This window comes from Variovorax frigidus, assembly GCF_051216515.1.
Taxonomy (GTDB): domain Bacteria; phylum Pseudomonadota; class Gammaproteobacteria; order Burkholderiales; family Burkholderiaceae_C; genus Variovorax.
In genome coordinates this window covers 276,186-301,874 of record NZ_JBPJZF010000005.1, presented here as the reverse complement: position 1 = coordinate 301,874, position 25,689 = coordinate 276,186, and the positions used below count along the sequence as shown (strand labels likewise).

The 25,689-nt window shown below is 67.9% G+C and carries 28 protein-coding genes; 10 read left to right on the top strand and 18 right to left on the bottom strand.

What is annotated here, in order from left to right; translation table 11 throughout:
* The first annotated feature begins 9 nt into the window (after window positions 1–9).
* The gene (gene panC / locus ACSFBC_RS16680; protein WP_435511453.1) at window positions 10–846 is read left to right on the top strand and encodes a pantoate--beta-alanine ligase; all 837 of its coding nucleotides are present in this window, start codon (window positions 10–12) and stop codon (window positions 844–846) included.
* Here panC and pabB read toward each other — a convergent pair.
* The 7 genes from pabB to ACSFBC_RS16645 all read right to left on the bottom strand — a co-directional run bounded on the left by pabB (window position 829) and on the right by ACSFBC_RS16645 (window position 7,005).
* Complete coding sequence (gene pabB / locus ACSFBC_RS16675; protein ID WP_435511452.1) at window positions 829–2,607, bottom strand: aminodeoxychorismate synthase component I; 1,779 nt, start codon at window positions 2,605–2,607, stop codon at window positions 829–831. The genes panC and pabB overlap by 18 nt on opposite strands.
* Window positions 2,607–3,719 (bottom strand): quinolinate synthase NadA, encoded by a 1,113-nt coding sequence (gene nadA / locus ACSFBC_RS16670; RefSeq protein ID WP_435511451.1) that lies wholly within the window; start codon window positions 3,717–3,719, stop codon window positions 2,607–2,609. The genes pabB and nadA overlap by 1 nt, the downstream gene beginning before the upstream one ends.
* A 7-nt stretch (window positions 3,720–3,726) precedes the next feature.
* Complete coding sequence (gene nadC, locus ACSFBC_RS16665) at window positions 3,727–4,605, bottom strand: carboxylating nicotinate-nucleotide diphosphorylase (RefSeq protein ID WP_435511450.1); 879 nt, start codon at window positions 4,603–4,605, stop codon at window positions 3,727–3,729.
* A gap of 31 nt (window positions 4,606–4,636) precedes the next feature.
* Complete coding sequence (locus ACSFBC_RS16660; RefSeq protein ID WP_435511449.1) at window positions 4,637–5,668, bottom strand: NAD(P)H-dependent glycerol-3-phosphate dehydrogenase; 1,032 nt, start codon at window positions 5,666–5,668, stop codon at window positions 4,637–4,639.
* A gap of 24 nt (window positions 5,669–5,692) precedes the next feature.
* A complete protein-coding gene (secB, locus tag ACSFBC_RS16655) occupies window positions 5,693–6,151 on the bottom strand; it encodes a protein-export chaperone SecB (RefSeq protein ID WP_219209117.1) in 459 nt (152 codons plus the stop codon).
* 107 nt (window positions 6,152–6,258) lie between these two features.
* Window positions 6,259–6,519, bottom strand: coding sequence for a glutaredoxin 3 (gene grxC / locus ACSFBC_RS16650; protein ID WP_435511448.1), 261 nt, complete (start codon window positions 6,517–6,519; stop codon window positions 6,259–6,261).
* 66 nt (window positions 6,520–6,585) lie between these two features.
* The gene (locus ACSFBC_RS16645) at window positions 6,586–7,005 is read right to left on the bottom strand and encodes a rhodanese-like domain-containing protein (RefSeq protein WP_435511447.1); all 420 of its coding nucleotides are present in this window, start codon (window positions 7,003–7,005) and stop codon (window positions 6,586–6,588) included.
* 94 nt (window positions 7,006–7,099) lie between these two features.
* On the opposite strand from ACSFBC_RS16645, the gene gpmA reads away from it, so the two are divergent.
* The 3 genes from gpmA (at window position 7,100) to ACSFBC_RS16630 (ending at window position 10,158) form a co-directional block, all read left to right on the top strand.
* Complete coding sequence (gene gpmA, locus ACSFBC_RS16640; protein WP_435511446.1) at window positions 7,100–7,843, top strand: 2,3-diphosphoglycerate-dependent phosphoglycerate mutase; 744 nt, start codon at window positions 7,100–7,102, stop codon at window positions 7,841–7,843.
* Between the two features lie 79 nt (window positions 7,844–7,922).
* Window positions 7,923–9,365, top strand: coding sequence for a S41 family peptidase (locus ACSFBC_RS16635; protein ID WP_435511445.1), 1,443 nt, complete (start codon window positions 7,923–7,925; stop codon window positions 9,363–9,365).
* Window positions 9,366–9,399: 34 nt separating this feature from the next.
* Window positions 9,400–10,158 carry a HesA/MoeB/ThiF family protein gene (locus ACSFBC_RS16630; RefSeq protein ID WP_435511444.1) on the top strand — a complete coding sequence of 253 codons (759 nt, stop codon included), beginning with the start codon at window positions 9,400–9,402 and terminating at the stop codon, window positions 10,156–10,158.
* Window positions 10,159–10,182: 24 nt separating this feature from the next.
* On the opposite strand, the gene ACSFBC_RS16625 is transcribed toward ACSFBC_RS16630, so the two are convergent.
* Entirely contained in the window at window positions 10,183–12,168 is a 1,986-nt protein-coding gene (locus ACSFBC_RS16625) for an AsmA family protein (RefSeq protein ID WP_475544561.1), read from the bottom strand.
* A gap of 342 nt (window positions 12,169–12,510) precedes the next feature.
* On the opposite strand from ACSFBC_RS16625, the gene ACSFBC_RS16620 reads away from it, so the two are divergent.
* Window positions 12,511–12,915, top strand: a complete 405-nt coding sequence (locus ACSFBC_RS16620; RefSeq protein ID WP_435511746.1) for a response regulator — start codon at window positions 12,511–12,513, stop codon at window positions 12,913–12,915.
* A 72-nt stretch (window positions 12,916–12,987) separates the two neighbouring features.
* Here ACSFBC_RS16620 and ACSFBC_RS16615 read toward each other — a convergent pair whose 3' ends face one another.
* Window positions 12,988–13,620: a response regulator gene (locus ACSFBC_RS16615; RefSeq protein WP_183025065.1), complete on the bottom strand. Its 633-nt coding sequence runs from the start codon at window positions 13,618–13,620 to the stop codon at window positions 12,988–12,990.
* 132 nt (window positions 13,621–13,752) lie between these two features.
* On the opposite strand from ACSFBC_RS16615, the gene ACSFBC_RS16610 reads away from it, so the two are divergent.
* From ACSFBC_RS16610 to ACSFBC_RS16595, 4 genes are all read left to right on the top strand, one after another.
* Window positions 13,753–15,108 carry a CHASE3 domain-containing protein gene (locus ACSFBC_RS16610; protein ID WP_435511442.1) on the top strand — a complete coding sequence of 452 codons (1,356 nt, stop codon included), beginning with the start codon at window positions 13,753–13,755 and terminating at the stop codon, window positions 15,106–15,108.
* A gap of 170 nt (window positions 15,109–15,278) precedes the next feature.
* Window positions 15,279–15,653: a hypothetical protein gene (locus ACSFBC_RS16605; protein ID WP_435511441.1), complete on the top strand. Its 375-nt coding sequence runs from the start codon at window positions 15,279–15,281 to the stop codon at window positions 15,651–15,653.
* Between the two features lie 41 nt (window positions 15,654–15,694).
* Window positions 15,695–16,075, top strand: coding sequence for a hypothetical protein (locus tag ACSFBC_RS16600; protein ID WP_435511440.1), 381 nt, complete (start codon window positions 15,695–15,697; stop codon window positions 16,073–16,075).
* On the top strand, window positions 16,047–16,520 hold the full coding sequence (locus ACSFBC_RS16595; protein ID WP_435511439.1) for a hypothetical protein: 474 nt from the start codon (window positions 16,047–16,049) through the stop codon (window positions 16,518–16,520). Before ACSFBC_RS16600 ends, ACSFBC_RS16595 begins: the two co-directional genes overlap by 29 nt.
* Before the next feature lie 73 nt (window positions 16,521–16,593).
* On the opposite strand, the gene ACSFBC_RS16590 is transcribed toward ACSFBC_RS16595, so the two are convergent.
* The 8 genes from ACSFBC_RS16590 to nudB form a co-directional block, all read right to left on the bottom strand.
* The gene (locus ACSFBC_RS16590; RefSeq protein ID WP_435511438.1) at window positions 16,594–17,115 is read right to left on the bottom strand and encodes a BON domain-containing protein; all 522 of its coding nucleotides are present in this window, start codon (window positions 17,113–17,115) and stop codon (window positions 16,594–16,596) included.
* A gap of 43 nt (window positions 17,116–17,158) precedes the next feature.
* On the bottom strand, window positions 17,159–17,356 hold the full coding sequence (locus tag ACSFBC_RS16585) for a CsbD family protein (RefSeq protein ID WP_435511437.1): 198 nt from the start codon (window positions 17,354–17,356) through the stop codon (window positions 17,159–17,161).
* 119 nt (window positions 17,357–17,475) lie between these two features.
* Window positions 17,476–18,312, bottom strand: a complete 837-nt coding sequence (locus tag ACSFBC_RS16580; protein ID WP_435511436.1) for a DUF429 domain-containing protein — start codon at window positions 18,310–18,312, stop codon at window positions 17,476–17,478.
* A gap of 13 nt (window positions 18,313–18,325) precedes the next feature.
* Entirely contained in the window at window positions 18,326–19,207 is an 882-nt protein-coding gene (locus tag ACSFBC_RS16575) for an EamA family transporter (RefSeq protein ID WP_435511435.1), read from the bottom strand.
* Window positions 19,208–19,272: 65 nt separating this feature from the next.
* Entirely contained in the window at window positions 19,273–19,695 is a 423-nt protein-coding gene (locus ACSFBC_RS16570) for a BLUF domain-containing protein (protein ID WP_435511434.1), read from the bottom strand.
* 5 nt (window positions 19,696–19,700) lie between these two features.
* The gene (gene folE / locus ACSFBC_RS16565) at window positions 19,701–20,432 is read right to left on the bottom strand and encodes a GTP cyclohydrolase I (RefSeq protein WP_435511433.1); all 732 of its coding nucleotides are present in this window, start codon (window positions 20,430–20,432) and stop codon (window positions 19,701–19,703) included.
* A 70-nt stretch (window positions 20,433–20,502) separates the two neighbouring features.
* Window positions 20,503–21,261, bottom strand: coding sequence for an endonuclease/exonuclease/phosphatase family protein (locus ACSFBC_RS16560; protein WP_435511432.1), 759 nt, complete (start codon window positions 21,259–21,261; stop codon window positions 20,503–20,505).
* Entirely contained in the window at window positions 21,258–21,719 is a 462-nt protein-coding gene (gene nudB, locus ACSFBC_RS16555) for a dihydroneopterin triphosphate diphosphatase (RefSeq protein WP_435511431.1), read from the bottom strand. The genes ACSFBC_RS16560 and nudB overlap by 4 nt, the downstream gene beginning before the upstream one ends.
* Before the next feature lie 387 nt (window positions 21,720–22,106).
* On the opposite strand from nudB, the gene mqo reads away from it, so the two are divergent.
* A complete protein-coding gene (mqo, locus tag ACSFBC_RS16550; protein WP_435511430.1) occupies window positions 22,107–23,783 on the top strand; it encodes a malate dehydrogenase (quinone) in 1,677 nt (558 codons plus the stop codon).
* Between the two features lie 96 nt (window positions 23,784–23,879).
* On the opposite strand, the gene aspS is transcribed toward mqo, so the two are convergent.
* Window positions 23,880–25,688 (bottom strand): aspartate--tRNA ligase, encoded by a 1,809-nt coding sequence (aspS, locus tag ACSFBC_RS16545; RefSeq protein ID WP_435511429.1) that lies wholly within the window; start codon window positions 25,686–25,688, stop codon window positions 23,880–23,882.
* Between the last annotated feature and the right edge of the window lies 1 nt (window position 25,689).

The following is a 25,689-nucleotide window of genomic DNA, read 5'->3' as shown; positions in this document are numbered from 1 at the left end:
AGGTTCTTCATGCACATCGCACGCACCATTCCCGAACTGCGCGAGCACCTGGCCGCGTTCCACCGGCCGGCCTTCGTCCCGACCATGGGCAACCTGCACGACGGCCACCTGGCACTCGTGAAGCAAGCCAAGCCACTGGGCGACGTGACCGTGGCCAGCATCTTCGTGAACCGGCTGCAGTTCCTGCCGCACGAGGATTTCGACACCTATCCGCGCACCTGGGACAGCGACTGCGAGAAGCTGCGCGCGGCCGGCTGCGACGTGCTGTTCGCACCCGACGAGCGCGCGCTCTACCCCGAGCCGCAGACCTGCAAGGTGCATCCGGACCCGGCCCTGGCCGACCTGCTCGAAGGCCACTTCCGGCCGGGCTTCTTCATCGGCGTGTGCACCGTGGTGATGAAGCTCTTCAGCTGCGTGCAGCCGCGCGTGGCGGTGTTCGGCAAGAAGGACTACCAGCAGCTGATGGTGATCCGCCACATGGTGCGGCAGTTCGCGCTGCCGATCGAGATCGTGGGCGGCGAAACCTTCCGCGCCGCCGACGGGCTGGCGCTGTCGTCGCGCAACGGCTACCTCAGCGAGAGCGAGCGCGCCGAGGCGGTGCAGCTGTCGAAGGCGCTGCAGGCCATGGCCGCGGCCGTTCGATCGGGCGAGCGCGACCTGGCCGCGATCGAGGCGCGCGCAATGCAGACGTTGACGGCACGCGGCTGGCAGCCCGACTACCTGGTGCTGCGCCGCCGGGCCGACCTGCAGGCGCCTGCGCCTGCAGCGGGCGAGCCGCTGGTGGCGGTGGCTGCAGCGCGTCTTGGCAGCACGCGCCTGATCGACAACCTAGAAATCGACGCCTGAAGTTTCGAGGTCCGCCTCGATCCAGCCGCGCAGGCTGTTCAAGAAAGCCCAGGCCTGCACGCGCGGCAGGTCGTCGACACGCACCACGGCTTCGGCGAGCCGCCCTTCGGCCAGCGCCTGTGCGCGCCCGATGCCGCCCAGCAGGCCGCAGCGCAATGGCGGCGTCACCCAGCGGCCTTCCAGCTGCACGGCGATGTTGCCGCGCGTGGTTTCGGTGAGCTCGCCGTGCCGGTTCCACAGCAGCGTGTCGAACACGCCCGCACGCATGGGCGCGAAGGCCTCGTAGTGCGCGCGCCGCGTGGTCTTGAAGCGCACGAACTCGCTGTCGGCCGCCTCGAAGGCCCGGTCGGCCAGCTGCAGCCGCACGCGTGAGGGCGCGGCGTCCTGCGCGAAGGCCTGGGCCTGCGCGCGGCCCCGGGCATCGAGCAGCAGGCGCACGCGCCACCGGCCCTGCGGATGTGCCGCGCGCAAGGCATCGAGGCACTGTGCGACGGCCCGTGCATCCCACGGATGGCCGAAGTGCGCGGCCGCGGCCGCCATGCGCGCCAGATGGGCGTCGACGTGGCGCAGTTGCCCATCTTCCAGCGCCAGCGTCTCGAGCAGATCGAAAGGCGCGCTCGCACGTTCGAGGAAGGCGCGCTTGTGGCGCCACTCCTGCCACTCGCCGTCGGTGCCGGCATCGGCCGTGATGCCGCTGCCGATGCCGCAGCGGGCCGTGCCGGCCTGCAAGGTCACGGTGCGGATCGGCACGTTGAAGGTGGCCGCGCCGCCGGGCTGCACCACGCCCACGGCGCCGCAGTAAATGCCGCGGGGCGCGGGCTCGAGTGCGCGGATCATGCGCATCGCCGCGACCTTGGGCGCGCCCGTGACCGAGCCGCAGGGAAAGAGCGCGGCGAACAGGTCGGCCAGGCTGCAGTCGGCGCGCGTGCGCGCCTCGACGTCGGAGGTCATCTGCCACACGGTGGGCAGGGCCTCGGTGTGGAACAGCCGCGGCACGCGCACCGAGAAAGGTTCGGCGACGCGCGACATGTCGTTGCGCAGCAGGTCGACGATCATCACGTTCTCGGCGCGCTCCTTGGCCGAGCTGCGCAGCCGGGCCGAGGCCGCCGCATCGTCCTCGGCAGTGCCGCCGCGCGCGGCCGTGCCCTTCATGGGACGGGCCAGCAGACGCCGTTCGCGCCAGTCGAAGAACAGCTCCGGCGACACCGACAACAGCTGCTCGTCACCCGCATCGATGAAGGCCGCGTAGCCGCCAGGCTGGGCGCGCTGCAGGGCCGCGAACAGCGCGCGCCGCGCCGCATCGGACAGCGCGCCCGGCAGCGCCTGCAAAGGCGCCGTGTAGTTGACCTGGTAGAGCTCACCGGCCGCGATGGCACGGTGGATCTCGGCCATCGCGCGATCGAAGGCAGGCCGCGTCAAGGCGTCTTCCCACTGCAGCGAGGGCGCCGTCTCGTCGGCCGGCTCGGGCCACGGCACGGTGCCGTCGTGCACGCCGAACCAGGCCAGCGGACCATCGGCGGCATGCACCGCCAGCGCGGGATCGAAGGCCGATGCGGCTTCGTAGCGCAGGTAGCCCACGCACCAGCGCCCCTGCCGTGCATGCGTCTGCACGGCGTCGAGCAGCGGCCGCACCTGCGCGGGCGTGTGCGCGACCAGCGTCTCGCGCGGCGCGCCGAAGGCATGGCGCAGGCGCGCGCCCTGGTGCGACGCTGGCGACCCGGGCGTGCCGAAGTCGATCAGCGCCGAGACGGTCGCCGTCATCAGGCCGCGCCGATCCCCGCCACCAGGCTGCCGGGCGCGAGACCCTGCTTGAGCCCGGCGGTGAAGGCCAGCATGCGGTCGATCGGCACGCGGGCGCGCAGGCCCAGCGCGGGGTCGACATGCACTTCGCCAGAACCGGTCTCGAGGGCGCGCGTCAGGTCGGCCAGTCCGTTCATCGCCATCCAGGGGCAATGCGCGCAGCTCTTGCAGGTGCCGCCGTTGCCGGCCGTGGGCGCCTCGATGAAGGTCTTGCCCGGGTTCAGCGTGCGCAGCTTGTGCAGCATGCCGCTGTCGGTGGCGACGATGAATTCGGAGGCGTCCAGGCGCTGCGCCGCGTTCAGGATGGCCGAGGTCGAGCCCACCGCATCGGCCAGCGCGATCACGTCGGCCGGTGACTCGGGATGCACCAGCACCTTGGCCTTCGGGTGTTCCTTCATGAGCAGCTCGAGCTCGAGCGCCTTGAACTCGTCGTGCACGATGCAGGCGCCGTTCCAGCTGACCATGTCGGCGCCGGTCTGACGCTGGATGTAGTCGCCCAGGTGGCGGTCCGGGCCCCAGAGGATCTTCTGCCCCGCCGCGTGCAGCGCATTGACCACGTCGAGCGCGCAGCTCGAGGTGACCAGCCAGTCGGCGCGCGCCTTCACGGCCGCGCTGGTGTTGGCGTAGACCACCACGGTGCGGTCCGGGTGCCGGTCGCAGAAGGCGCTGAATTCGTCGACCGGGCAGCCCAGGTCGAGCGAGCAGTTCGCGTCCAGGTCGGGCATCAGCACGCGCTTCTCGGGCGAGAGGATCTTCGAGGTCTCGCCCATGAAGCGCACGCCCGAGACCACCAGCGTCTGCGCCGCATGGTCGCGGCCGAAACGCGCCATTTCCAGCGAGTCGCTCACGATGCCGCCGGTGTCCTCGGCCAGGTCCTGCAGGTCGGGGTGTACGTAGAAGTGCGAGACCATCACGGCGTTGCGCTCGCGCAGCAGGCCGCGGATGCGCTCCTTGAGCGCGACGCGCTCGTCGGCCGAGGGCTCCGGCGGCACGCGCGCCCAGGCGTGGCGCGTATCGCAGACCGAGCCTTCGGCCGGTTGTTCGTAGTCGACGTGGATGACCGGAGACGACATGGGCGGCTCAGCCTTCCTGGAAACGCATCGAGTAGTCGGTGGCCTTGACGTCCTTGGTCAGGGCCCCGACCGAGATCCGGTCGACCCCGGTCTCGGCCAGCGCGCGCAGGCCGTCCAGTGTGACGCCGCCCGAGATCTCCAGGATCGCCTTGCGGTCTTCGCCGGCCGCGTCGTTGATGCGCACCGCCTCGCGCAGCGTGGGCAGGTCCATGTTGTCGAGCAGCACCATGCGCGCGCCGGCCTCGAGCGCCTCGTGCAGCTGGGCCAGCGTCTCGACCTCGACCTCGACGAAGGCAGCTTGGCCAGCCACGGGCGCGACGGCGCGCAACGCGGCCGCCACGCCGCCGGCCGCGGCGATGTGGTTTTCCTTGATCAGCACCGCGTCGTACAGGCCGATGCGGTGGTTCAGGCCGCCGCCGGTGCGCACCGCGTACTTCTGTGCCAGCCGCAGGCCCGGCAGGGTCTTGCGCGTGTCGACGATGCGGGCCCGCGTGCCCTTCACGGCCTCGGCGTACAGCGCGGTCTTGGTCGCGACCGCGCTCAGCAGCTGCAGGAAGTTGAGCGCGGTGCGCTCGGCCGTCAGCAGCGCGCGCGCCCGCCCTTCGATCTCGAGCACGGTCTGGTCGGCGGCGCAGCGCTCGCCTTCGGCCACCCGCCAGGTGATGCGCACCTCGGGATCGAGCTGCCGCAACGTGGCCTCGACCCAGGGCGCGCCGCAGACCACGGCCGCTTCGCGCGCCAGCACGCGGGCGCGGGCGGTGCGGGTGGGGTCGACCAGCGAGGCGGTCAGGTCGCCATCGGCGACGTCTTCCTGCAAGGCACGGGTGGCATCGGACAGGGCCAGCGCGGCCACGGCCGACGCCGAAAAATCAAAGCGAAGGCTCATGGCGCGCGGTCTCTGCGTTCTTGTCTTGAATTCAACGAGGGGAAGCGGGGCCGGCCGAAGCCGGCGACTCCGGCACCGGGTCGCGGCCGGTCAGCGCGGCGACCGCGTCCTGCGGGCTCACGCGGCCGTCGAGCAGCGCGACCACGCCTTCGGCGATGGGCATCTCGATGCCCAGGCCGCGCGCGCGCTGCACCACGGTGCGTGCGCAATACACGCCTTCGGCCACATGGCCCAGCGAAGCGACCGCCTGCGCCAGCGTGCGGCCCTGGGCCAGCAGCAGGCCGACCTTGCGGTTGCGCGACAGGTCGCCGGTGGAAGTCAGCACCAGATCGCCCAGGCCCGACAGGCCCATGAAGGTCTCGGCACGCGCACCCAGCGCGAGGCCGAAGCGGGTCATTTCGGCCAGGCCGCGGGTGATGAGCGCGGCGCGCGCATTGAGGCCCAGCGCCAGGCCGTCGCACAGGCCGGTCGCGATGGCGAGCACGTTCTTGACCGCACCGCCGACCTCGACCCCCACGATGTCCTCGTTGGCGTAGACGCGCAAGGCCGGTCCGTGGAAGGCGTCGACGAGCGCATCGCGCACCGCCGCATGCGGGCTGGCCGCAACCAGCGCCGTCGGGCGGCCTTCGGCCACTTCCTGCGCGAAGCTCGGGCCGCTGAGCACGCCGGCGAGCAGTTCAGGTGCGACCTGCGCCCAGATCTCGTGGGCCAGCAGGCCATAGGCCGTGGAGGAGGCTTCGCGCGCGGGCTCGACGCCCTTGCACAACCAGGCCACCGGCGCGGTACAGCCCCGCAGCGCGACGAGTTGATCACGCAGGGCCGCCATCGGCGTGGCCACGATGACGAGGTCGGCGCCGGCGCTGGCCGCGCCGATGTCGCCGCTGCGCACGACGAGCGAGGCCGGCAGCGCCAGCCCCGGCAGATAGCGGGTGTTTTCACGCGCGGCCGACATGGCGTCGGCCTGGACGGCATCGCGCGCCCAGAGCGTGACCTCGTGGCGGGCCGCCGCGTTGACTGCGACGGCCGTGCCCCAGGCACCGGCGCCATGAACGCAGATCTTCATCGGCGTTGGCGGCGTCAGGCCGGTTTACTGCGTGACGATGGGCGAGGGCTGACCGGCCGCGGCGGCCTGCTGCTGCTCGTACATGGCCTGGAAGTTGATCTCGGCCAGGTGCACGGGCGGGAAACCGCCGCGCTGGATCACGTCGGCCACGTTGCCGCGCAGGTACGGGTAGACGATCTGCGGGCAGGCGATGCCCAGGATCGGGCCCATCTGGTCTTCGGGCAGGTTGCGGATCTCGAAGATGCCGGCCTGCTTGGCTTCGACCAGGAACACGGTGCGGTCCTGCACCTTGGTCTGCACGGTGGCGGACACGGTGATCTCGTAGATGCCGTCGGCCACGGGCTGGGCGTCGACGCCCAGCTGGATGTCGACCGTGGGCTGTTCCTGCTCGAGCAGGATGGCCGGCGAATTGGGCTGTTCGAGCGACAGGTCCTTGAGGTAGACGCGCTGGATCTGGAACACGGGATCAGGGGTATCGGCCATGGCTCAACTTTCGAGAATCAAAACAATGCCCGCCGGGGAGAGGTTCCCGCAGCGGGCTGCAGATGAATGAGACGGCGATTATCGCCCCACCGCGGGGCACACCGCGTTCAGGCGCCTTGCAGCAGGGGCAGCAGGCCGCCGCGTCCGTCGAGCGCGATCAGGTCGTCGCAGCCGCCCACATGCGTGTCTCCGATGAAGATCTGCGGCACCGTGCGACGCTGGGTGATCTCCATCATGGCGGCGCGCGCCTGCGGATCGGTGTCGATGCGGATCTCCTCGATCTGCTCGACGCCTTTGGATTTGAGGACCTGTTTCGCGCGAATGCAGTAGGGGCAGACGGCGGTGGTGTACATCTTGACGGCTTGCATACGCTGTACCTTGGGGACGATGGCGGGTTTTCAACGCCGCGCAATCCGGCTGCGCGGCCCGTGGGCTCAGGCCTTTTCCGGGGCCTTTTCAATCGGCAGGTTAGCTTCTTTCCAGCCCTTGAGTCCGCCAGCGATCACTTGGGCCTGCTCATAGCCGAGTTTCTTGGCCACGGCGAGCGCGCGCTGGGCGCGGCCACCCGAGGCGCACATCAGCAGCACCGGTACGCCCTTGTTCTTGACCGTGGTCGGCAGCTTCTGCTCGAGCTGGTCGAAGGGCACGTTGCGGGCGCCGGTCGCGTGGCCGGCGGCGAATTCGGCCGCATCGCGCACATCGACCACCACACCGCGCTCACGGTTGATCAGTTGCACGGCGCCCTGCGCCGTGAGCGAGCCACCGCCGTTGCCACGGATCAGCGGCCAGGCCAGCATGCTGCCCGAGCCGACCGCGAGCAGGATCAGCATCCAGTTGTCGACGATGAATTTCACAGGGTTCCTTGAATGGCAAACCGCCGATTTTAGAATGGCGGGTTATGCAGACTCCTGCATTCCCGAATCTCAATCTCCGCCAAAGGCCTTCCCCATGCATAAACTGGTACTGATCCGCCACGGCGAGTCGACCTGGAATCTCGAAAACCGCTTCACCGGCTGGACCGACGTCGACCTGACCGAGACCGGCGTCGAGCAGGCCAAGCAGGCCGGCCGGCTGCTCAAGGCCGAGGGTTACGACTTCGACGTGGCCTACACCAGCGTGCTCAAGCGCGCCACGCGCACGCTGTGGCACACGCTCGACGAGCTCGACCGCACCTGGCTGCCGGTGGTGCATTCGTGGCGCCTCAACGAGCGCCACTACGGCGGCCTGCAGGGCCTCAACAAGGCCGAGACGGCCAAGAAATACGGTGACGAGCAGGTGCTGGTCTGGCGCCGCAGCTACGACACGCCGCCGCCGGCGCTGGACGCGGCCGACCCGCGCAGCGAGCGCGGCGACCTGCGCTACGCCAAGCTCGCGCCCGAGCAGATCCCGCTGACCGAGTGCCTGAAGGACACGGTGGCACGCGTGCTGCCCTTCTGGAACGAGTCGATGGCGCCCGCCATCCGCAGCGGCCGCCGCCTGGTGGTCGCGGCCCACGGCAATTCGATCCGCGCGCTGGTCAAGTACCTCGACGGCGTCTCCGACAGCGACATCGTCGGCCTCAACATTCCCAACGGCATCCCGCTGGTCTACGAGCTGGACGACGAGCTCAAGCCGCTTCGCCACTACTACCTCGGCGACGCCCAGGCGGCCGCCAAAGCCGCCGCCGCGGTGGCTTCGCAGGGCAAAGGTTGAAGATTAAGGAACCCTGGTAGAAGAATTGCTTCAAAGCTACCTGTATATTGGCTTGACACCCGACTAGGACACTCATTACATGGGCCAGAAACTCAAGATCACCGGCTGGGTTGCAGCCGGCGCCGTGGCCGGCGTGCTGACCACCGTCTCGCTGCAGACCGTGGCGCGTGGCTCGCTGGCACCGTTGCCGCTCGAGGAGCTGCAACAGCTCGCGGCGGTGTTCGGGATGGTGAAGAGCGACTACGTGGAGCCGGTGGATGAGAAAAAACTCATCTCCGACGCGATTTCCGGCATGGTCGCCGGCCTCGATCCGCATTCGCAGTACTTCGACAAGAAGTCCTTCAAGGAATTCCGGGAGGGCACGACCGGTCGCTTCGTCGGCGTCGGCATCGAGATCGCCCAGGAAGACGGCCTGGTCAAGGTGGTGTCGCCGATCGAAGGCTCGCCGGCCTTCCGCGCCGGCCTCAAGCCCAACGACCTGATCACCCGCATCGACGACACGGCGGTACGCGGACTGACGCTCAACGACGCAGTCAAGCGCATGCGCGGCGAAGCCAATACCAAGGTGATGCTGACCATCTACCGCAAGGACGAGAACCGCACCTTCCCGGTCACGATCACGCGCGAGGAAATCCGCACGCAATCCGTGCGCGGCAAGGTCATCGAGCCGGGCTACGGCTGGATCCGCCTGTCGCAGTTCCAGGAACGCACGGTCGACGACTTCGTCAAGAAGGTCGAGGAAATCTACAAGCAGGACCCCAACCTCAAGGGCCTGGTGCTCGACCTGCGCAACGACCCGGGTGGTCTGCTCGACGCAGCGGTGGCCATTTCGGCGGCCTTCCTGCCCGAGAACGTGACGGTGGTGTCCACCGACGGCCAGCTGGCCGAGAGCAAGTTCGTCTACAAGGCCGCGCCCGAGTTCTACCAGCGCCGCTCCGGCACCGATCCGCTGCGCGGCCTGCCCGCGGCGCTCAAGACCGTGCCGCTGGTGGTGCTGGTCAATGAAGGCTCGGCCTCGGCCAGCGAGATCGTGGCCGGCGCACTGCAGGACCACAAGCGCGCGACCGTCATGGGCAGCCAGACCTTCGGCAAGGGCTCGGTCCAGACCGTGCGTCCGCTGGGCCCCGACACCGGCCTGAAGATCACGACCGCGCGCTACTACACGCCCAGCGGCGCCTCGATCCAGGCCAAGGGCATCGTGCCCAACGTGCTGGTCGACGAAAGCGCCGAGGGCAGCCCCTACGCCGCGCTGCGCATGCGCGAGGCCGACCTCGAGAAGCACCTGGCCAGCGGGCAGGGTCCCGAGACCAAGGACCCCGAGCGCGAGAAGGCCCGCGACGAGGCCCGCAAGCGCCTCGAGGAAGAAGCCAAGAAGCCGCCGCAGGACCGCAAGGTGCCCGAGTTCGGCAACGACAAGGACTTCCCGCTGCTGCAGGCCATCGCCAGCCTCAAGGGCGCGCCGGTCATCGTCAGCAAGACGCAGGTGATCGTCGACAACAAGGAAGAGAAGAAAGAGAACTGAGCGCGGCTGCAGGAACGCGGCAGGCGCCAAGCGTATGGACGACGAAGCCCTGCTGCGCCACTCGCGGCACGTTCTGCTGGAGGAATACGGCTTCGACGGCCAGCAGCGCGTCGAAGCCTCCCATGCACTGGTGATCGGCGCCGGCGGGCTGGGATCGCCGGTGTGCCTCTACCTCGCAGCGGCGGGCGTGGGCCACATCACGCTGGTCGACGACGACACCGTCGACCTGACCAACCTGCAACGCCAGATCGCCCACACCACCGCGCGGGTGGGCCGGTCGAAGGTCGCCTCCGCGGCCGAGGCCATGCGGGCCATCGACCCCGGAATCGGCCTGACACTGCATGCGCTGCGCGCCGATGCGGCACTGTTGTCGGCACTGGTGGCCAAGGCAGACGTGGTGATCGACTGCTGCGACAACTTCGCCACCCGCCATCTGGTGAATGCCGCCTGCGTGGCCCACGGCAAGCCGCTGGTGGCGGGCGCGGCGATCCGCTTCGACGGTCAGTTGAGCGTCTATGACCTGCGCGACGCGGCCTCGCCCTGCTATGCCTGCGTGTTTCCGCCCGACGCCGCGTTCGAGGAGACACGCTGCGCCGTGATGGGCGTGTTCGGACCCGTGGTCGGCACCATCGGCACCCTGCAGGCCCATGAAGCGCTCAAGCTGCTGGCGGGCATCGCACCATCGCTGGCCGGGCAGCTGCTGATGTTCGACGGCCGCCGTACGGCCTTCGACCGCCTGAAGGTTACGCGCGATCCGCACTGCAGCGTGTGCGCGCAACGCCCCGGCATCTGACCCCCGAAAACCCGCCGCGCCTGCTCAGGGCTGTTTGGCGGTCTTCGCTCTCGCAGCGCCGTTGGCGGCCGCGCCTGCCGTCGGCCGATTCGCATCGGCCAGCACGCCCTTGCAGTCCGCATCCTCGCCGGGACCGGTCTCGATGGTCGCGGCGAGCGCCAGCAGCGGATTGATCGCGCCAAGGGCCAGCGCTGCCAGGCCACGCCCGGCCAGGGGTGCGATTTCGACGCCGCCCTTCGGATCGCCGAAGGTGCCGCCAACGACCAGCGGCGTGCGGACCGAGAGGATGCTCTTGCTCTTGGGCTCCGGACGAATCACGAAGTCGAGGGTTTCGTTGGCCAGATTGGCCTGGCCGGTGGCGGTGAACACGGCATTGGTGGTGTCCACCACCAGCGTGCGCCCGGTCATCAGCCCCTTGTTGACGTCGAAGGCCACGGCCGCGCAGCGCAGCTCGACATTCCGGTCGCCGCGCAGCAGGAACTTGATGATGTCGCCCCCCACGAGCGTCGCAAACACCGGCAGCAGATTGCCGAACTGGCCGCTCCCCGACAGCACCGCGACGTCGCCCGACACCCCGCCGAGCCAGCTGGCCACCGAGTTGCCGGATCCCGAAAGATTGATGCGGCCGCCGAACTTGCCCACGCTGTTGCCCGTGGTCTCGAGCTTCGGGAACAGGCGCGCCAGTTGCAGGCCGCGCAGATCCAGCGAAGCACGGATGTCGGCCGGATTTTTCGCCGCGTCGATGCGGATCGCGCCGACCAGCTTGCCCGCGGCCACGCCCAGGTCCAGCGGGTCGAGCGTGAGCACCTTGTCCTGAAGCTTCACGTGCACGCTGCCCTTGTCGAGCGGCACCTCGCGCACGTTGCGGATCCGGTCGGCGGTGTAGCGCACGTCGGCATTCATTGCGCCCAGGCGCTCGAAATCGAGCGTGGCGGTCGGCAGCACCTTGTCCTGCCCGTTGCGCTGCGCGCGCTTGACCTGCGTCACCGTCGGCGGCGGCGCAACGCCTTCCACTGCGTTGGCGGAACGAGCCGTCGGCGGCAGGCCGATCAACGGACCCAGATCGTCCATGTCCATCACCTGCGAACGCAGGGTGCCCGAGAGCGTCGGCACCTTCGTGCCCTGATTGAACTGCATGTCGCCGGCAATGTCGGACAGCCCCAGCTTGCCCTTCAGTCCCTTGACCTCCCACAGGTTCGCACGCTTGCCCAGGTTCCCGCTGAGCGCATAGGGCGAGGTCTGCGGCAGCGCGATGCCGAGCAGGCCGTAGAGGTCGCCCAGGCTCTGGCCCCGGAGATCGAAGGTGGCATCGATGCCATCGAGGCCGCTGAGCGCGGCGACCGTGCCCGCGGCCTTGAGCCGTGTCTGGCCGGCGCGGGCATCGATCTCCAGCGGGAACGGCGGCTGGCCGGTTTCGGCGAGTTGCATCACGTTGCCGGTGCGCCCCTGCGCCGTCAGCGGCTGCCGTTGGTAGGTGCCCTTGATCCGATAGTTCAAGGGCATCTCGCCCTTGCTGCTGTCGTAGGCCACCTCTGCATGCAGGTCCACGCCCAGATGCTTGGCCAGGAAGTCGATGCTGCCGTTGTCGATCTGGATCTGCCCGATGGTCGGCACGGTGCCCTCGTCCGAGGTGTCCTTGCCGAGCGCCCAGGTCCGGCGGCCGTCCTTCTCCATCTGCAAGCCGACGGCGGGCGCGACCATCATCAGGCGCGGGATGACGACCTTGCCACCGAGCAGCGGCCACAACCGAAGGTCGAGTTCCGCGCGCTCGGCGCGCACCAGGTAGGGGTCGCGCGCCCAGGCCGGGTTCGCGAATTCGATGCCGTCGAGCTTGACCGTGGCACTGCGCCAGCCCAGGTCGACGTCGAGATGGCGGGTGATTTCGAAAGTCCGCCCGGTTTTCTCGCTGACGTAGCGATTGACGGGCCCACGCAGCACATCCCAGGGAAAGAACATCACGATCAGCACGAGGATCGCGAAGACGGCCACGCAGGCCGCCACGATGCGCATCGCCCATATGCGGCCCGCTTGCTTGTTGTTCTGCATCGATCACTCCTTCGTCCGGGGCGGCTAGAACGGGACACGGCTGCGGTGGCCCAGACCGGCGTGCAAGTCCCGACATTAAATGGCAACCCGCCGCGCGCAGGTCGGTACGGCACGGCAGCCCCTGTGGGCACGGGCCTACGAGAACGGCTTCGCTGCCTGCGATCTGCCCTGAGGTCGGAATACGCCTACGAGCGCCATCCCCTCAAGCTTGCAACATGGAAAAATGCCACGGCTACGATCCCTCATGCGCCCGCATCCGTGACGCACAGCGCAGGAGGCGGCATGGAGGGAGAGCGGGTCTTCGCCATGAACACAAGATTGAAAACCTACATCGTCGAAGACAACCTCACGATCCGCGAAAACCTCGTCGGAACGTTGGAAGAACTCACACGCCTCGAGGCCATCGGTCATGCCGAGACGGAAGCCGAGGCCCGCGCGTGGTTGGCAACGCACAAGGATGCATGGGACCTGATCATCATCGATCTGTTCCTCAAGCAAGGCAGCGGCTTGGGCGTGCTGCAGGCCTGTGCAGTGCGGCGCCCGCAGCAGCAGGTGGTCGTGCTGAGCAACTACGCCACCCAGGACATCCGCAAACGCTGCGTGCAGTTGGGCGCCGATGCGGTGTTCGACAAATCCAACGAAATCGAGGCACTGCTGGATTTCTGCATCGCACGCTCGACCGAGCCCCCTGCGGCGAACGACGGCCACTGAAGCGAGTGCAGCGCAGCCGGTATGCCTGCCTGCCGCATCGCCTGAAGAGGCGCCTGCGGACAGGCGGCGAGATCAGTCGATGAGCTTGTTTTTCAGCGCGTAGTAGGTCAGGTCGCTGTTCGAGGAGAGGTTCATCTTCTCCATCAAGCGCGTGCGATAGGTGCTCACGGTCTTCACCGACAGCGACAGCGTCTTCGCGATGTCGCCGGCCGTCTCGCCTTTGGCCAGCTTCAGGAACACCTGGAACTCGCGCTCCGACAGCTGCTCGTGCGGTGCCGCATCGTCCTTGCGGTCGAGTTGGCGCGCCAGCAATTCGGCGACGGCGGGCGTGATGTAGCGACGGCCCAGCGAGACGGTACGGATCGCATTCACGATCTCGATCGGCTCGCATTCCTTGTTGAGGTAGCCGCTGGCGCCCTGACGGATCAGGTTCATCGCGTAGTGCTCCTCGGGGTAGCCACTCAGGATGAGGATGCCGACATCCGGGGCCTTGGCCCGAATCATCGCGAGCGCGTCGATGCCGCTCTGACCGGGCATGGACAAGTCCATCACCAGCACGTCGAGCTCGGTCGTACGCACGAGTTCGATGGCTTCACGCCCAGTTCCTGCTTCGCCCACGACGCGCAAATCCACGTGCTCGGAGAAAAACTGCCGCAAGCCGGACCGAACGATGGCGTGGTCATCCACAATTCCGATCTTGATCATCTGTCATCCTCTTTGTTGTCGCGCACTCGTGAGTCGCGATATATCGTTCACTGTACGGCATCGATTATTCACGAAATTGATCACAGGACCGTCAGCGGAAGCCTCTACATGCGTTGGTTAGCTTTTCCCAAGATGGCCTTGAGCCTCGCCCTGGCCCTGCTGGCGGCGGTGATGCTCGTGGGCATCAACGAGGCCGGATTCCGCCAGTCGACCCGCGCCTTGCAAGAGGTCGGCCAGGCCCAGCGGATGCGCGTGGCCCTGAGCGCGCTCCTGCAGAACATGGTGGATGCGGAGACCGGCCAGCGCGGCTACCTGCTGACCGGCGAGCCACACTACCGCGAGCCCTACGACAACGCCATCCGCCAGATCGATGGCCAGCTCAGCGTGCTGCGCACACTGTACGCCGACCGGCCCGAGGACAGCGCCCGCCTGGCCGTGCTGGCAACCCACGTGGCGCGCAAGCTGGCGGAGATGGACATGAGCGTCCGCCTGCGCACCAACGGCAACGAGGACGCCTGGAAGTTCGTCATCACCACCGATGTCGGCCGCGAGGAGATGGAGGCCATCCGGACCCAGGCCAACGCGCTGGTCGCCAGCAGCGACGCCGCCTTGGCGCGCGGCCAGGTGCAGATCGCGAAATCGCTGCAGTTGGCCCGCATCGGCATCGCCGTGGTGGCGCTGGCGGCGCTGGTGGCCTTCTATCTCTACCTGCGGCAAAGCCACGTTCTGCGCTCGGCCGGCGAGCGCCAGCAAGAGGCGCTGCAGCGCGAGCGCAACGCGCTCGAGACCGAAGTGCAGGAACGCACGGCGACGCTGGCCGAACTGGCGACCCACCTGCAGGAAGTGCGCGAGACCGAACGTGGCTACCTCGCACGCGAACTGCACGACGAGCTCGGCTCGCTGCTCACGGCCGCCAAGCTCGACGTGGCCCGGCTCAAGTCGCGCCTGGCCGACACACCCGATGCGATCGAGCGGCTGCAGCATCTGACCGAACTGCTCAACAGCGGCATCGCGCTCAAGCGGCGGATCATCGAAGACCTGCGGCCGTCGTCTTTGTCCAACCTGGGACTGGTGGCCTCGCTGGAGATCCTGGGCCGGGAATTCGCCGACCGTTCCGGCCTGCAGATCGAGATGTCGCTCGAGCCCGCTGTGCTCGACGAAGCACGTCAGCTCACGATCTACCGAATGGTGCAGGAGAGCCTGACCAACATCAGCAAGTACGCCGAAGCCTCCGAGGCCACCATCGTGATGAAGGACTACGGCAACCACGTGATCGTCGAAGTGGCAGACAACGGCAAGGGCTTCGATACCCAGCGCATGCGCCCTTCGACGCATGGCCTGGCGGGCATGCGTCACCGCGTCGAGGCCGCCCAGGGCAAGCTCACGGTGGTCTCCACGCCCGGCAGCGGCACCCGGTTGACGGCCATGCTGCCGGTTCGGCGCATCGTCGTGGCGACCCCGGCAGCCGAGGTGCCGACGGGTCGCTGACGTCGCTCTCCTACGAGTCCCGCGCACGGCTGCTGACACGCCACGGCAAGCGGCGTGGCTAAGGTGAGCCCCAAGCTGTTCATACCGGCCCACCGATGCCTTCCAGCGTCGAGCGGACCCCGTTAGGATGGGCAGGCCAAGAGCTCAATCTCCCAGAAAGGACAATCTCCATGAACACGAAGACCGCATCGCAACTCGCCGACGAAGCCAGCCGCACCGCCAACGACGCCATCGAGTCGACCCGCGCTTACGCACAGAATGCCGTGAACGCCGCCGGCGAGAAGGTGCGCGACCTGCGTCGCGAGGCAGAGCCGACCGTCGAACAGATCGCGGCACGCGTTCAGCAGGCCGTGCAGCGCGGTCTGGATGCCGCCTCGACCACCAGCGCACGTGCTCAGCGTCGTCTGGAGCAAGCCGCCGACGTGACGGGCAAGTACATCTCCGACCAGCCGGTGCGCTCGGTGCTGATCGCCGCCGCTGCAGGTGCCGCCATCACGGCGCTGATCGTGCTCGCCAGCCGCCGCAGCAACCGGGACGACTACTGAAGCCGCTTCACGGCTGCTGACACCGTCCCCGCTCGCGCACCATGCTTCATCCCCTCTATGCAACGGTGCTCGGGCATCCGGAGCTCATCGCTGAACACGTCGGCAACTACGCCGCCCTGATCAAGCTCGAAGCCGCACAGGCCGGGCGTGGTCTGGGCGCGCGCATTGCCGCCGGCGTCATCGCGGCCATCGGGCTGCTGCTGGCGTTGGGTCTGGCGGGCGTGGCCGCCATGTTGTATGGCATGGACGGCCGTTATCACTGGACGCTGGTCGCCATTCCTGCCGGATCGCTGCTCATCGCGGTGGTTGCGGGCTGGATCGCCTGCCGGCCGGTGACCTTCAACGGCCTGGCCGAGGTTCGCGCGCAGTTCGACGCAGACCTGCGTGCCCTGCATGCCGCCGGAGGACGCCGTGGCGATTGACCGCGATGCACTGACACCCCAGCAGCGGCTGGCGCTGTCGCGCCGCGCGCTGTTCGGGCAACCCGCACACGTCCCGGACCAGGCCTACGACGCGCCGCTGGAGGCGCCGGAAGTCGGCGCAGCCCGCGCTGGCCTCTCTTTTTCTCCTTCTTCAAGCTTGCAGGGCCTGCCCTGGCTGAACATGACCCGCAGCGTCGCCCTGCGCTGGTGGCGCCGGCATCCGGCCAATGCCGCCTGCCAGTTGGCGCGCCCGGTGCTGCAGCGTTTCGCCGAGGACCGACCCGGCCGCTTGATCGCCGTGGCCGCCGGAACCGGCGCGCTGGTGGTGCTCGTGAAACCATGGCGCCTGCTGTCCGTCACTGCGGTGCTCGCCATGCTGCTCAAGACCTCCGACGTGGCCGACATGGTGACCACGCTGATGCAGCGCGACGACGACAAGCGCTGAGCCACTCTGCACCCATGAAAAAACCCGGCATGCCGGGTTTTTTCATGGGTGCAGCGCATGCGGGGACTGCGCCCTACATCGCTCTGACTTCCAGCTGGTTGTCGACCTTGCTGACGCCGGTCACGGCGCGCGCGATGGTCTCCGCCCGTGCCTTCGCTTCAATGCTCGGCGCCGGGCCCCGCAAGGTCACCGTGCCGCCCTGGGTGTCGACGTCGATGCGGGTGGCACTCAAGGCCGGATCCCTGGCCAGCCCGGCAGACACGCTGGCGGTGATGGTGGCATCGCTCACGCCTGCCGACACGGCGGCGCCGGTTTCCTTGGCGGCCTCCTTGATCTTGTCGAGGCCTTGCTGCATGGCCGGCTCCGAGGCCTGCACCTTGGCACGGGCTTCAGCGGCCAGGGCTTCCGTGCGCGCAGCGGCCTCGGTCGCCGCCTGCTGGGTGCGCGCGATCGCGGCATCCACCTTCTCGCCCGCGCTGCGCTCGTTGGCCTTGTCGCAGGCGGCCAAAGCGAGCAAAAGGCCCAGCAACGCAAAGCGTGCCAGGCCCGGTACATGCCCGCGCGGCGCCCCGTGGCTGTTCATCGGGGAATTCATCGGACTGTCCTTTCAGACACGGGCCCGGTCGGAACCCTCGAATTCAAAGCTTGTCCGCGCCATCCTTGATGGCGTCCTTGGTCTTTTCCTTGACGTCGCCGTAGGTGCTCTGCACCTTGCCCCCGACCTTCTCGGCGGTGCCCTCGGCTTCGAGCGACTCGTTGCCTACAACGCGGCCGGCCACTTCCTTGACCTTGCCCTTGGCTTGGTCCACACGGCCTGCGACTTGATCTTTGTTCATGGTTTGCCTTTCAGATGGTTGAAGAAAGCGCCTCATCGAAACGCCTGAAGTCACTCTGAACCGGTACCCACCACCGGCATCGTCGCCATTGCCTCAAGCCCCTGTAGGACGGTGCAGCATCAGGCGCTGACGATCCAGCCCTCGAGCGGATCGAGATCGGCGGGAAGACCGTAGCCAGGCCCGGCCGTGGCCGCGTGTCTCGACGCCCAGGCCGTCTGGACCAGGCACAGCACCGCATCGAGCGCGTCGCCGCGCGCATCCGCCAGCAACTGGTCGCGCTGGGCGTGGGTCAGCGACAGGCGCAGTTCGAGCCGGGTCGCGCCGCGCTCCAGGGCGGACAGCAGATCGGCCCGTGCCACCCAACGCTCGGTGTCCTGGCGCGCGACGTCGTCGCTCTTGTAGCTGCGCCGGCCGATCAGCTCCCGCGCCAGCAGGCCGGGATAGGCCTCGAGCGCGATGCGTGTCGCGCCCGGCACCGCATGCAGGCCTGGCAAGGCGGCGCCTGCGGCCAGCAACCTGGGCACGCCCGCGTGCAACATGAAGGCCACCGGCGGGTTCACCCATTTCATCGAAGGGCTCGAACCGGCCGGCAGGTCGGTGCGCCGATGCGCGAACTTGCCGCCCGCCGGCCGCGCATCGCAGAAGGCCGCGAACACGTCGCGGATCTGCGCACGTTCGAGGTTCGCGTAGTGGGCCATGCAGGCCTGCCATTCCAGGGGCCAGCCCAGGTGCTCGACCAGCTCGCGCGGCAGGCCGAAAGGAAGGTCGAAGCCGCCGGTCCAGGCCGGCGTGTCGTGCAGCCACTGGCCCCAGCCATCGAGCGTGGCGAAAGGCAGCAGCTTCGACAGGGTCACGCGCGCGCCGCGCACGGCCCCCAGCGCCACCACGATCGGTTTGCGGGCAGACGGTGCGCTGGAAAAATCGCAACCCAGCAGCAACGACGGCTGCGGGATCATCGGCCCGCGCGCCTCATCCCAGGGCCAGCGCGATCACGCCGACGGCGATGAAGCAGGCGCCGACCAGACGCAGCACCCGATCGCCCTCGCGCAGCAGGTGCCCGCCGATCAGGGCGGCGAAGAGCATCGAGACTTCCCGGGCCGGCGCCACGTGCGAGATGGGCGCCTGCTGCACCGCGTACAGCACCAGCACGTACGACACCGGGCTGATGACGGCCACCACCATCGCGTACTTCCACTGCTCTCGCCACAGCCGCACCGTGGTGGGCCGATCGCGCAGGGCCGCGGGCAGCAGCAGCACGACGCGCACGAGGTTGCCGAAGTAGTCGAGCAGGATCGGCGACATCGCGAGGAACTTGACGGCGTAGCTGTCGACCACGGTGTAGGCCGCGATGAAGGCGCCGGTGAGGATGCCGTAGCGAATGCCCTTCTGCACGCGATCGCGCTGCACCGCATCCTGCGGACCGCGCCACAGCCGCGGGCCGCCCGCCACCAGGAACACGCCCAGCACCACGCCGACGATGCCGACCACGCCCACCAGGCTGATGCGCTCGCCCAGGAACAGGATGGCCACCAGCGACGACAGCAGAGGGCCGGAACCACGCGCGAGCGGGTACACCACGGTGAGATCCGACTTCCGGTAGCCGCGCAGCAGCGTGACGTAATAGACGACGTGCAACACGCCGCTGACGACGATGAAGGCCCACTCCTTCACGCCCCACTGCGGCACCACGTTCCAGCCCAGCCAGAGGCCCACCGGGCCCCAGACGATCATCATCAGTACGCCGCTCTGGAACGCGAAACGCGCGTCGCCATTGGCCTTCTTGGCGGCGATGTTCCAGCTGGCGTGGATGATCCCGGCCAGCAGGATCAGGGCGAAGGCGGAAAGCGGCACCCCGGTCTAGCCGCGGCAGCGGCGGCTGCGAAGGTGCGAAAGACCGGGCGCGAAAACCACGCGCCTCAGTTGCGTCCGACGATGGCGGCGGTGGCCATCAGTTCCTCGAGCAGAGCCATCGACACCTTGCCGGAGACGGCATAGGGGTCGAGCTCGGGGCGCTCGGAATAGCGCAGCAGCGTGGCGGCATGCACCTTGGTCAGGTGCACCTGGCCCATGGTCCAGCCCCCGAAGCGGCGCTCGTTGATTTCTTCGTAGTGCAGCAGCACCACATCCTTGTGGCGCGGGTCCTTCTGGATGTGTCCGTACAGGTCGCTCACGGCCACACGGCCGCCTTCGATGGCCTGCAGGAAGATGCCCGCGCTGTAGCACAGGATGCCGGTGATGCCGCAGGCGGTGTTGTGCGCCCTCGATTGCGCGAGGATCGCATCGGTGGCGCTGGTGCTGTTGTCGACCGCGCGGCTGGCGTAGATGAGTCGTACGAGCATGGCGTTCAGCGCGAGCGCGGCAGCAGGGACAGGAATTCACGGCGCAGGTTCGGGTCCTTGAGGAACACGCCGCGCATGACGGAGTTGATCATCTTGCTGTCCATTTCCTTGACGCCACGCCAGGCCATGCAGAAGTGCTCGGCCTCCATCACCAGGGCCAGCCCGTCGGGCTGGGTCTTCTGCTGGATCAGGTCGGCCAGCTGGACCACGGCCTCTTCCTGGATCTGCGGCCGGCCCATCACCCATTCGGCCAGGCGCGCGTACTTCGACAGGCCGATCACGTTGGTGTGCTCGTTGGGCATCACGCCGATCCAGAGCTTGCCGATGATCGGACAGAAGTGGTGCGAGCAGGCGCTGCGCACGGTGATCGGGCCGACGATCATCAGCTCGTTGAGGTGCTCGGCGTTCGGGAATTCGGTCAGCGAGGGCGGCGGCACGTAGCGGCCGCGGAACACCTCGTTGAGGTACATCTTGGCCACGCGGCGCGCGGTGTTGTCGGTGTTGTGATCGTTCTCGATGTCGATCACCAGGCTCTCGAGCACGCCCTTCATCTTGACCTCGACCTCGTCGAGCAGCGCCTCGAGCTCGCCCGGCTGGACGAACTCGGCGATGTTGTCGTTGGCGTTGAAGCGCTTGCGCGCGGCCTGCAGGCGCTCTCGGATCTTGACGGAGACGGGCGTCCCCTCGTCATCGGCCGGTGCGGCGGGGGGTTGGGGGGCGTCGATCTTCCTGAGCATGGCGGGAATCCTACCAGCGAACGTCTCAACGCTCCGGGGCTGCCGACGCACACCCCGCGCCCGCGAAGCGCTACTTATTCGATAGCGAGAAGTCGGTCAGCAGCGGCAGGTGGTCCGACATGCGCGCCCAGATCGGGCCGCGCGGCACGCTGCAGGCGACCGGCGCCAGGCGGCGCGCATAGATGAAGTCGAGTTGCGTGACCGGCAGGCGCGAGGGGTAGGTCAGCGTGGGCGGGCCGCGCAGATCGCTCGAATCGCGCATGCCCATGGCGTTCATGGCGTAGCGCATGCGCGCGCCCCAGTCGTTGAAGTCGCCGGCCACCAGCACGGCGTCGTCGGGCGGAATCTCGCGCTCGATGAATTCACGCAGCCGCGCGATCTGGCGCACCCGGCTGCCCTTGATCAGGCCCAGGTGCACCACGATGGCGTGCACCGGCGTGCCGTCGACGTCGATCAGCACGTGCAGCAGCCCGCGCTGCTCGAAGCGGTGGTCGGAGATGTCCTGGTGGGTGGTGCGGATCACCGGCCAGCGCGTGAGCAGCGCGTTGCCGTGCTCGCCGTGGCGGGTGACGGCATTGGTCTCGTAGACGGCGGTGTAGCCCTCGGGCGCCAGGAAATCGGCCTGCGGCATCTCGGGCCAGCGCGCGAAGCGCTGCGCGCCCTGCCGGTTCATCTTGCGCACTTCCTGCAGGCACACGATGTCGGCGTCGAGCTGCTCGATCGCATGGCCGAGGTTGTGGATCTCGAGGCGGCGCGCAGGGCCGATGCCTTGCACGCCCTTGTGGATGTTGTAGGTCGCCACCCGAAAGGTGTTCGCGGTCGCGTTCATGGTGCAAATTGTGGCAGCAGCAGGATGGCTTCTGCATTCGAAGGGGAAAAACAGGCTTCGGCGGCGGCGTGGTGCGGCAGCCATTGCCAGGCCGTGTGCTCGCGGGGCGCGAGCACCGGGACGACGCGCTCGGGCACGCACAGGCCGAACAGGTGCTCGGTGTTGCGCGTCACGCCCGGCGCATAGCGCGCGCGCCAGCGCGGGTAGATCTCGTAGACGTTCTGCAGCCGCCAGTCGCGCAGCTGCGCCGCCAGCGCGCTGCCGGGCATGCAGTCGATGCCGGTCTCTTCGCCGACTTCGCGCGCGGCGGTGAGCGCCAGCGGCTCGTCGACATGGTCCTTGCTGCCGGTGACCGACTGCCAGAAGTCGTCGGCATCGGCGCGCCGGATCAGCAGCACGTCGAGTGCGGGCGTGTGGACCACGACCAGCACGGACTCGGGAATCTTGAAGGGGCTCATCGGCAGGGGGCGGACAAAGCAGCCACGGTACAGCATGCGGCCTTGCCATGGCCCGGGTTTTGGCACTCCGGTAAAATCGGTCCCGACGCAGCGATGGCGCTTCCCGGCCGGCCCGGAGCAAGCCAAGCCAAGCCACGCATCCAGGAGCCCGGGCCTTGCGGCCCGTCCAACGAGCTCCGCGCGCACGGTTCAATCCAGAAGTCGGTAGACGTCGGTGCAGGGGACATACAGGTTCGAGAACGAGGCGTGAGCCTTCGGCCTCGTCGTGTCCGTTCGTCCGCATCGACCTCCGCACGCACCGTGCCTGCCCCGCCTCGCGCTCGGCCGGTGTCATCAGGTCGATGACGGCAGACGGGTGTCTTTCCACACCACAGGAATCACCAGAAGATGATCTTGAAGAAAACCTACCCTGCCCTGCTGGCATGGGCGCTGTCCCTCACCCTGGCCACGGCCCATGCGGCGGAGCCGAAGAAAGTGGATGTGCTGCTCATCGGCGGCGGCATCATGAGCTCTACCCTTGGCATCTGGCTCAGCGAACTCGAGCCCGGCTGGTCCATGGAGATGGTCGAGCGGCTGGACAAGGTCGCCGAGGAAAGCTCGAACGGCTGGAACAACGCCGGCACCGGCCATTCGGCGCTGGCCGAACTCAACTACACGCCCGAGGACAAGAACGGCAAGGTCGAGATCGCCAAGGCGGTAGAGATCAACGAGGCCTTCCAGATCTCGCGCCAGTTCTGGTCCTGGCAGGTCAAGAACAACGTGCTGAAGAACCCGCGCTCCTTCATCAACTCGACGCCGCACATGAGCTTCGTCTGGGGCGACGACAACATCGCGTTCCTCAAGAAGCGCTACGACGCGCTGCAGGCCAGCCCGCTGTTCCGCGGCATGCAGTACTCGGAAGACCCGGCACAGATCAGGCAATGGGTGCCGCTGATGATGGAAGGCCGCGACCCGGTCCAGAAGATCGCCGCCACCTGGACGCCCATCGGCACCGACGTGAACTTCGGCGAGATCACGCGCCAGTTCGTCGGCCATCTGCAGTCGCGGCCCAACTTCTCGCTGAAGCTGTCGAGCGAGGTGCAGGACATCACGCGCAACGCCGACGGCACCTGGCGCATCGCCTACAAGAACGTCAAGGACGGCACGGCCACGCAGACCGACGCGAAGTTCGTCTTCATCGGTGCGGGCGGCGGCGCGTTGCACCTGCTGCAGAAGTCGGGCATTCCCGAAGCGAAGAACTACGCGGGCTTCCCGGTCGGCGGCTCCTTCCTCGTGACCGAGAACCCGACCATCGCCGAGCAGCATCTGGCCAAGGCCTATGGCAAGGCCTCGGTGGGCTCGCCCCCGATGTCGGTGCCGCATCTGGACACCCGCGTGCTCGACGGCAAGCGCGTGATCCTGTTCGGCCCCTTCGCCACCTTCTCGACCAAGTTCCTCAAGGAAGGCTCCTATCTCGACCTGTTCAGCAGCACCACGCCGCACAACGTCTGGCCGATGGCCAAGGTGGGCATGGCCGAGTTCTCGCTGGTCCAGTACCTGGCCGGCCAGCTGATGCTGTCGGACGACGACCGGATGAAGGCATTGAAGGAGTACTTCCCGAACGCGAAGAAGGAAGACTGGCGCCTGTGGCAGGCCGGCCAGCGTGTGCAGATCATCAAGCGCGACGAAGCCAAGGGCGGCGTGCTCAAGCTGGGCACCGAGATCGTCAGTTCGCAGGACGGCAGCCTCGCGGGCCTGCTGGGCGCCTCGCCCGGCGCGTCCACGGCCGCGCCGATCATGCTGGACCTGATGAAGCAGGTCTTCAAGGACAAGCTGGCGACGCCCGCCTGGCAGGCGAAGATCCGCGAGATCGTGCCCAGCTACGGCACGGCGCTCAACGCCTCGCCCGAGAAAGTGGTGCAGGCATGGACCACCACGGCCCAGGTGCTGCAGCTGACGCCGCCGCCGACCATCGATCTCACGCCGGGCGCCGCCGCTCCGGCCGCGTCGACGCCGGCCCCGGCGCCGGCCAATGCCCCGGCCGCCGCGCGCAAAAGCAAGCCCGTGGCCGACGTCGCGCTGTAAGGCGCAGCCGGAGCGCAGGCTCCGGCGCCCCACAACGAAAAAGGGCACCCCTCGGGGTGCCCTTTTTCGTTGCGGCCTGCGCCGCAAACAGAAGCCTCAGACCGCCGCAGGCTGCACGTTGCGCAGCTTGATGTGCAGTTCGCGCAGCTGCTTCTCGTCGACCGGGCTCGGCGCCTGCGTCAGCAGGTCCTGCGCGCGCTGGGTCTTGGGGAAGGCGATCACGTCGCGGATCGACTCGGCGCCGGTCATCAGCATGACCAGGCGGTCCAGGCCGATCGCGATGCCGCCGTGCGGGGGCGCGCCGTACTGCAGTGCGTCGAGCAGGAAACCGAACTTGAGCTGCGCGTCCTCGGCGCTGATCTTCAGCGCGCGGAACACCTTGCTCTGCACTTCCTCGCGGTGGATACGCACCGAACCGCCGCCCATCTCGATGCCGTTGAGCACCATGTCGTAGGCCTTGGCGATGCACTTCTCGGGCGCGGTGTCCATCAGGTCCTCATGGCCGTCCTTGGGCGCCGTGAACGGATGGTGCACGGCCGACCAGCGCTGGCCTTCCTCGTCGAACTCGAACATCGGGAAGTCCACCACCCACAGCGGTGCCCAGCGGTCGTCGAACAGGCCGCTCTTCTTGCCGAAGGCGCTGTGGCCGATCTTCACGCGCAGCGCGCCGATGGCGTCGTTGACGACCTTTTCCTTGTCGGCACCGAAGAACAGGATGTCGCCGTTGCGCGCACCGGTGCGCGCGATGATCTCGGCCAGCGAGGCATCGTCGAGGTTCTTCACGATCGGGCTCTGCAGGCCGTCGCGGCCCGCGGCCGCGTCGTTGACCTTGATGTAGGCCAGGCCCTTGGCGCCGTAGATCTTGACGAATTCCTGGTACGCGTCGATTTCACCGCGCGACAGGCCGCCCTCGCCGCCGCCGCCCGGCACGCGCAGGGCCACCACGCGGCCGTCCTTTTGCGTCGCGGCGTTCGAGAACACCTTGAACTCGACGCGCTTCATCAGCTCGGTGAGTTCGGTGAACTCGAGCTTCACGCGCAGGTCGGGCTTGTCCGAGCCGTACTTGAACATCGCGTCGCCATACGTCATGGTCGGAAACACCGGCAGGTCGATGCCCGCGGCGTTGCGGAACATGGTGCGGACCATGCCTTCGAACATCTCGCGGATCTCTTCCTCCGACAGGAAGGAGGTCTCGATGTCGATCTGCGTGAATTCGGGCTGACGGTCGGCGCGCAGGTCTTCGTCGCGGAAGCACTTCACGATCTGGTAGTAGCGGTCGTAGCCGGCCACCATCAGCAGCTGCTTGAACAGCTGCGGCGACTGCGGCAGCGCGAAGAAGCTGCCGTCGTGCACGCGGCTGGGCACCAGGTAGTCGCGCGCGCCTTCGGGCGTGGACTTGCCGAGCATCGGCGTCTCGATGTCGATGAAGCCGTTGGCGTCGAGGAACTTGCGCGTCTCCATCGTGACCTTGTAGCGCAGCATCATGTTGCGCTGCATCGCCGGGCGGCGCAGGTCGAGCACGCGGTGCGTGAGGCGGGTGGTTTCCGACAGGTTGTCGTCGTCCAGCAGGAACGGCGGCGTGACCGAAGGGTTGAGCACCTTCAGTTCGTGGCACAGCACTTCGATCTTGCCGCTCTTCAGGCTGTCGTTGGTCGTGCCTTCGGGACGCGCACGCACCAGGCCCTTGATCTGCACGCAGAACTCGTTGCGCAGGCCTTCGGCCACGGCGAAGGTCGAGGCACGGTCGGGATCGCAGACCACCTGCACATAGCCTTCACGGTCGCGCACGTCGACGAAGATCACGCCGCCATGGTCGCGGCGGCGGTTGACCCAGCCGCACAGGGTGACGGTTTCGCCCATCTGGGCTTCGGTCACGAGACCGCAGTAGTGAGAACGCATGGCCATA

What these genes read in the sequence shown, in the direction of transcription:
- grxC (WP_435511448.1), bottom strand. Translation starts at nt 6,519, where the DNA reads ATGCAAGCCGTCAAGATGTACACCACCGCCGTCTGCCCCTACTGCATT.
- gpmA (WP_435511446.1), top strand. Translation starts at nt 7,100, where the DNA reads ATGCATAAACTGGTACTGATCCGCCACGGCGAGTCGACCTGGAATCTC.
- ACSFBC_RS16620 (WP_435511746.1), top strand. Translation starts at nt 12,511, where the DNA reads ATGAACACAAGATTGAAAACCTACATCGTCGAAGACAACCTCACGATC.
- ACSFBC_RS16580 (WP_435511436.1), bottom strand. Translation starts at nt 18,312, where the DNA reads ATGATCCCGCAGCCGTCGTTGCTGCTGGGTTGCGATTTTTCCAGCGCA.
- aspS (WP_435511429.1), bottom strand. Translation starts at nt 25,688, where the DNA reads ATGGCCATGCGTTCTCACTACTGCGGTCTCGTGACCGAAGCCCAGATG.
- panC (WP_435511453.1), top strand. Translation starts at nt 10, where the DNA reads ATGCACATCGCACGCACCATTCCCGAACTGCGCGAGCACCTGGCCGCG.
- nadC (WP_435511450.1), bottom strand. Translation starts at nt 4,605, where the DNA reads ATGAGCCTTCGCTTTGATTTTTCGGCGTCGGCCGTGGCCGCGCTGGCC.
- ACSFBC_RS16615 (WP_183025065.1), bottom strand. Translation starts at nt 13,620, where the DNA reads ATGATCAAGATCGGAATTGTGGATGACCACGCCATCGTTCGGTCCGGC.
- pabB (WP_435511452.1), bottom strand. Translation starts at nt 2,607, where the DNA reads ATGACGGCGACCGTCTCGGCGCTGATCGACTTCGGCACGCCCGGGTCG.
- folE (WP_435511433.1), bottom strand. Translation starts at nt 20,432, where the DNA reads ATGCTCAGGAAGATCGACGCCCCCCAACCCCCCGCCGCACCGGCCGAT.
- nadA (WP_435511451.1), bottom strand. Translation starts at nt 3,719, where the DNA reads ATGTCGTCTCCGGTCATCCACGTCGACTACGAACAACCGGCCGAAGGC.
- ACSFBC_RS16590 (WP_435511438.1), bottom strand. Translation starts at nt 17,115, where the DNA reads ATGAATTCCCCGATGAACAGCCACGGGGCGCCGCGCGGGCATGTACCG.
- ACSFBC_RS16605 (WP_435511441.1), top strand. Translation starts at nt 15,279, where the DNA reads ATGAACACGAAGACCGCATCGCAACTCGCCGACGAAGCCAGCCGCACC.
- ACSFBC_RS16630 (WP_435511444.1), top strand. Translation starts at nt 9,400, where the DNA reads ATGGACGACGAAGCCCTGCTGCGCCACTCGCGGCACGTTCTGCTGGAG.
- ACSFBC_RS16660 (WP_435511449.1), bottom strand. Translation starts at nt 5,668, where the DNA reads ATGAAGATCTGCGTTCATGGCGCCGGTGCCTGGGGCACGGCCGTCGCA.
- ACSFBC_RS16600 (WP_435511440.1), top strand. Translation starts at nt 15,695, where the DNA reads ATGCTTCATCCCCTCTATGCAACGGTGCTCGGGCATCCGGAGCTCATC.
- ACSFBC_RS16635 (WP_435511445.1), top strand. Translation starts at nt 7,923, where the DNA reads ATGGGCCAGAAACTCAAGATCACCGGCTGGGTTGCAGCCGGCGCCGTG.
- ACSFBC_RS16560 (WP_435511432.1), bottom strand. Translation starts at nt 21,261, where the DNA reads ATGAACGCGACCGCGAACACCTTTCGGGTGGCGACCTACAACATCCAC.
- nudB (WP_435511431.1), bottom strand. Translation starts at nt 21,719, where the DNA reads ATGAGCCCCTTCAAGATTCCCGAGTCCGTGCTGGTCGTGGTCCACACG.
- ACSFBC_RS16570 (WP_435511434.1), bottom strand. Translation starts at nt 19,695, where the DNA reads ATGCTCGTACGACTCATCTACGCCAGCCGCGCGGTCGACAACAGCACC.
- ACSFBC_RS16625 (WP_475544561.1), bottom strand. Translation starts at nt 12,168, where the DNA reads ATGCGCATCGTGGCGGCCTGCGTGGCCGTCTTCGCGATCCTCGTGCTG.
- ACSFBC_RS16595 (WP_435511439.1), top strand. Translation starts at nt 16,047, where the DNA reads ATGCCGCCGGAGGACGCCGTGGCGATTGACCGCGATGCACTGACACCC.
- mqo (WP_435511430.1), top strand. Translation starts at nt 22,107, where the DNA reads ATGATCTTGAAGAAAACCTACCCTGCCCTGCTGGCATGGGCGCTGTCC.
- secB (WP_219209117.1), bottom strand. Translation starts at nt 6,151, where the DNA reads ATGGCCGATACCCCTGATCCCGTGTTCCAGATCCAGCGCGTCTACCTC.
- ACSFBC_RS16610 (WP_435511442.1), top strand. Translation starts at nt 13,753, where the DNA reads ATGGCCTTGAGCCTCGCCCTGGCCCTGCTGGCGGCGGTGATGCTCGTG.
- ACSFBC_RS16585 (WP_435511437.1), bottom strand. Translation starts at nt 17,356, where the DNA reads ATGAACAAAGATCAAGTCGCAGGCCGTGTGGACCAAGCCAAGGGCAAG.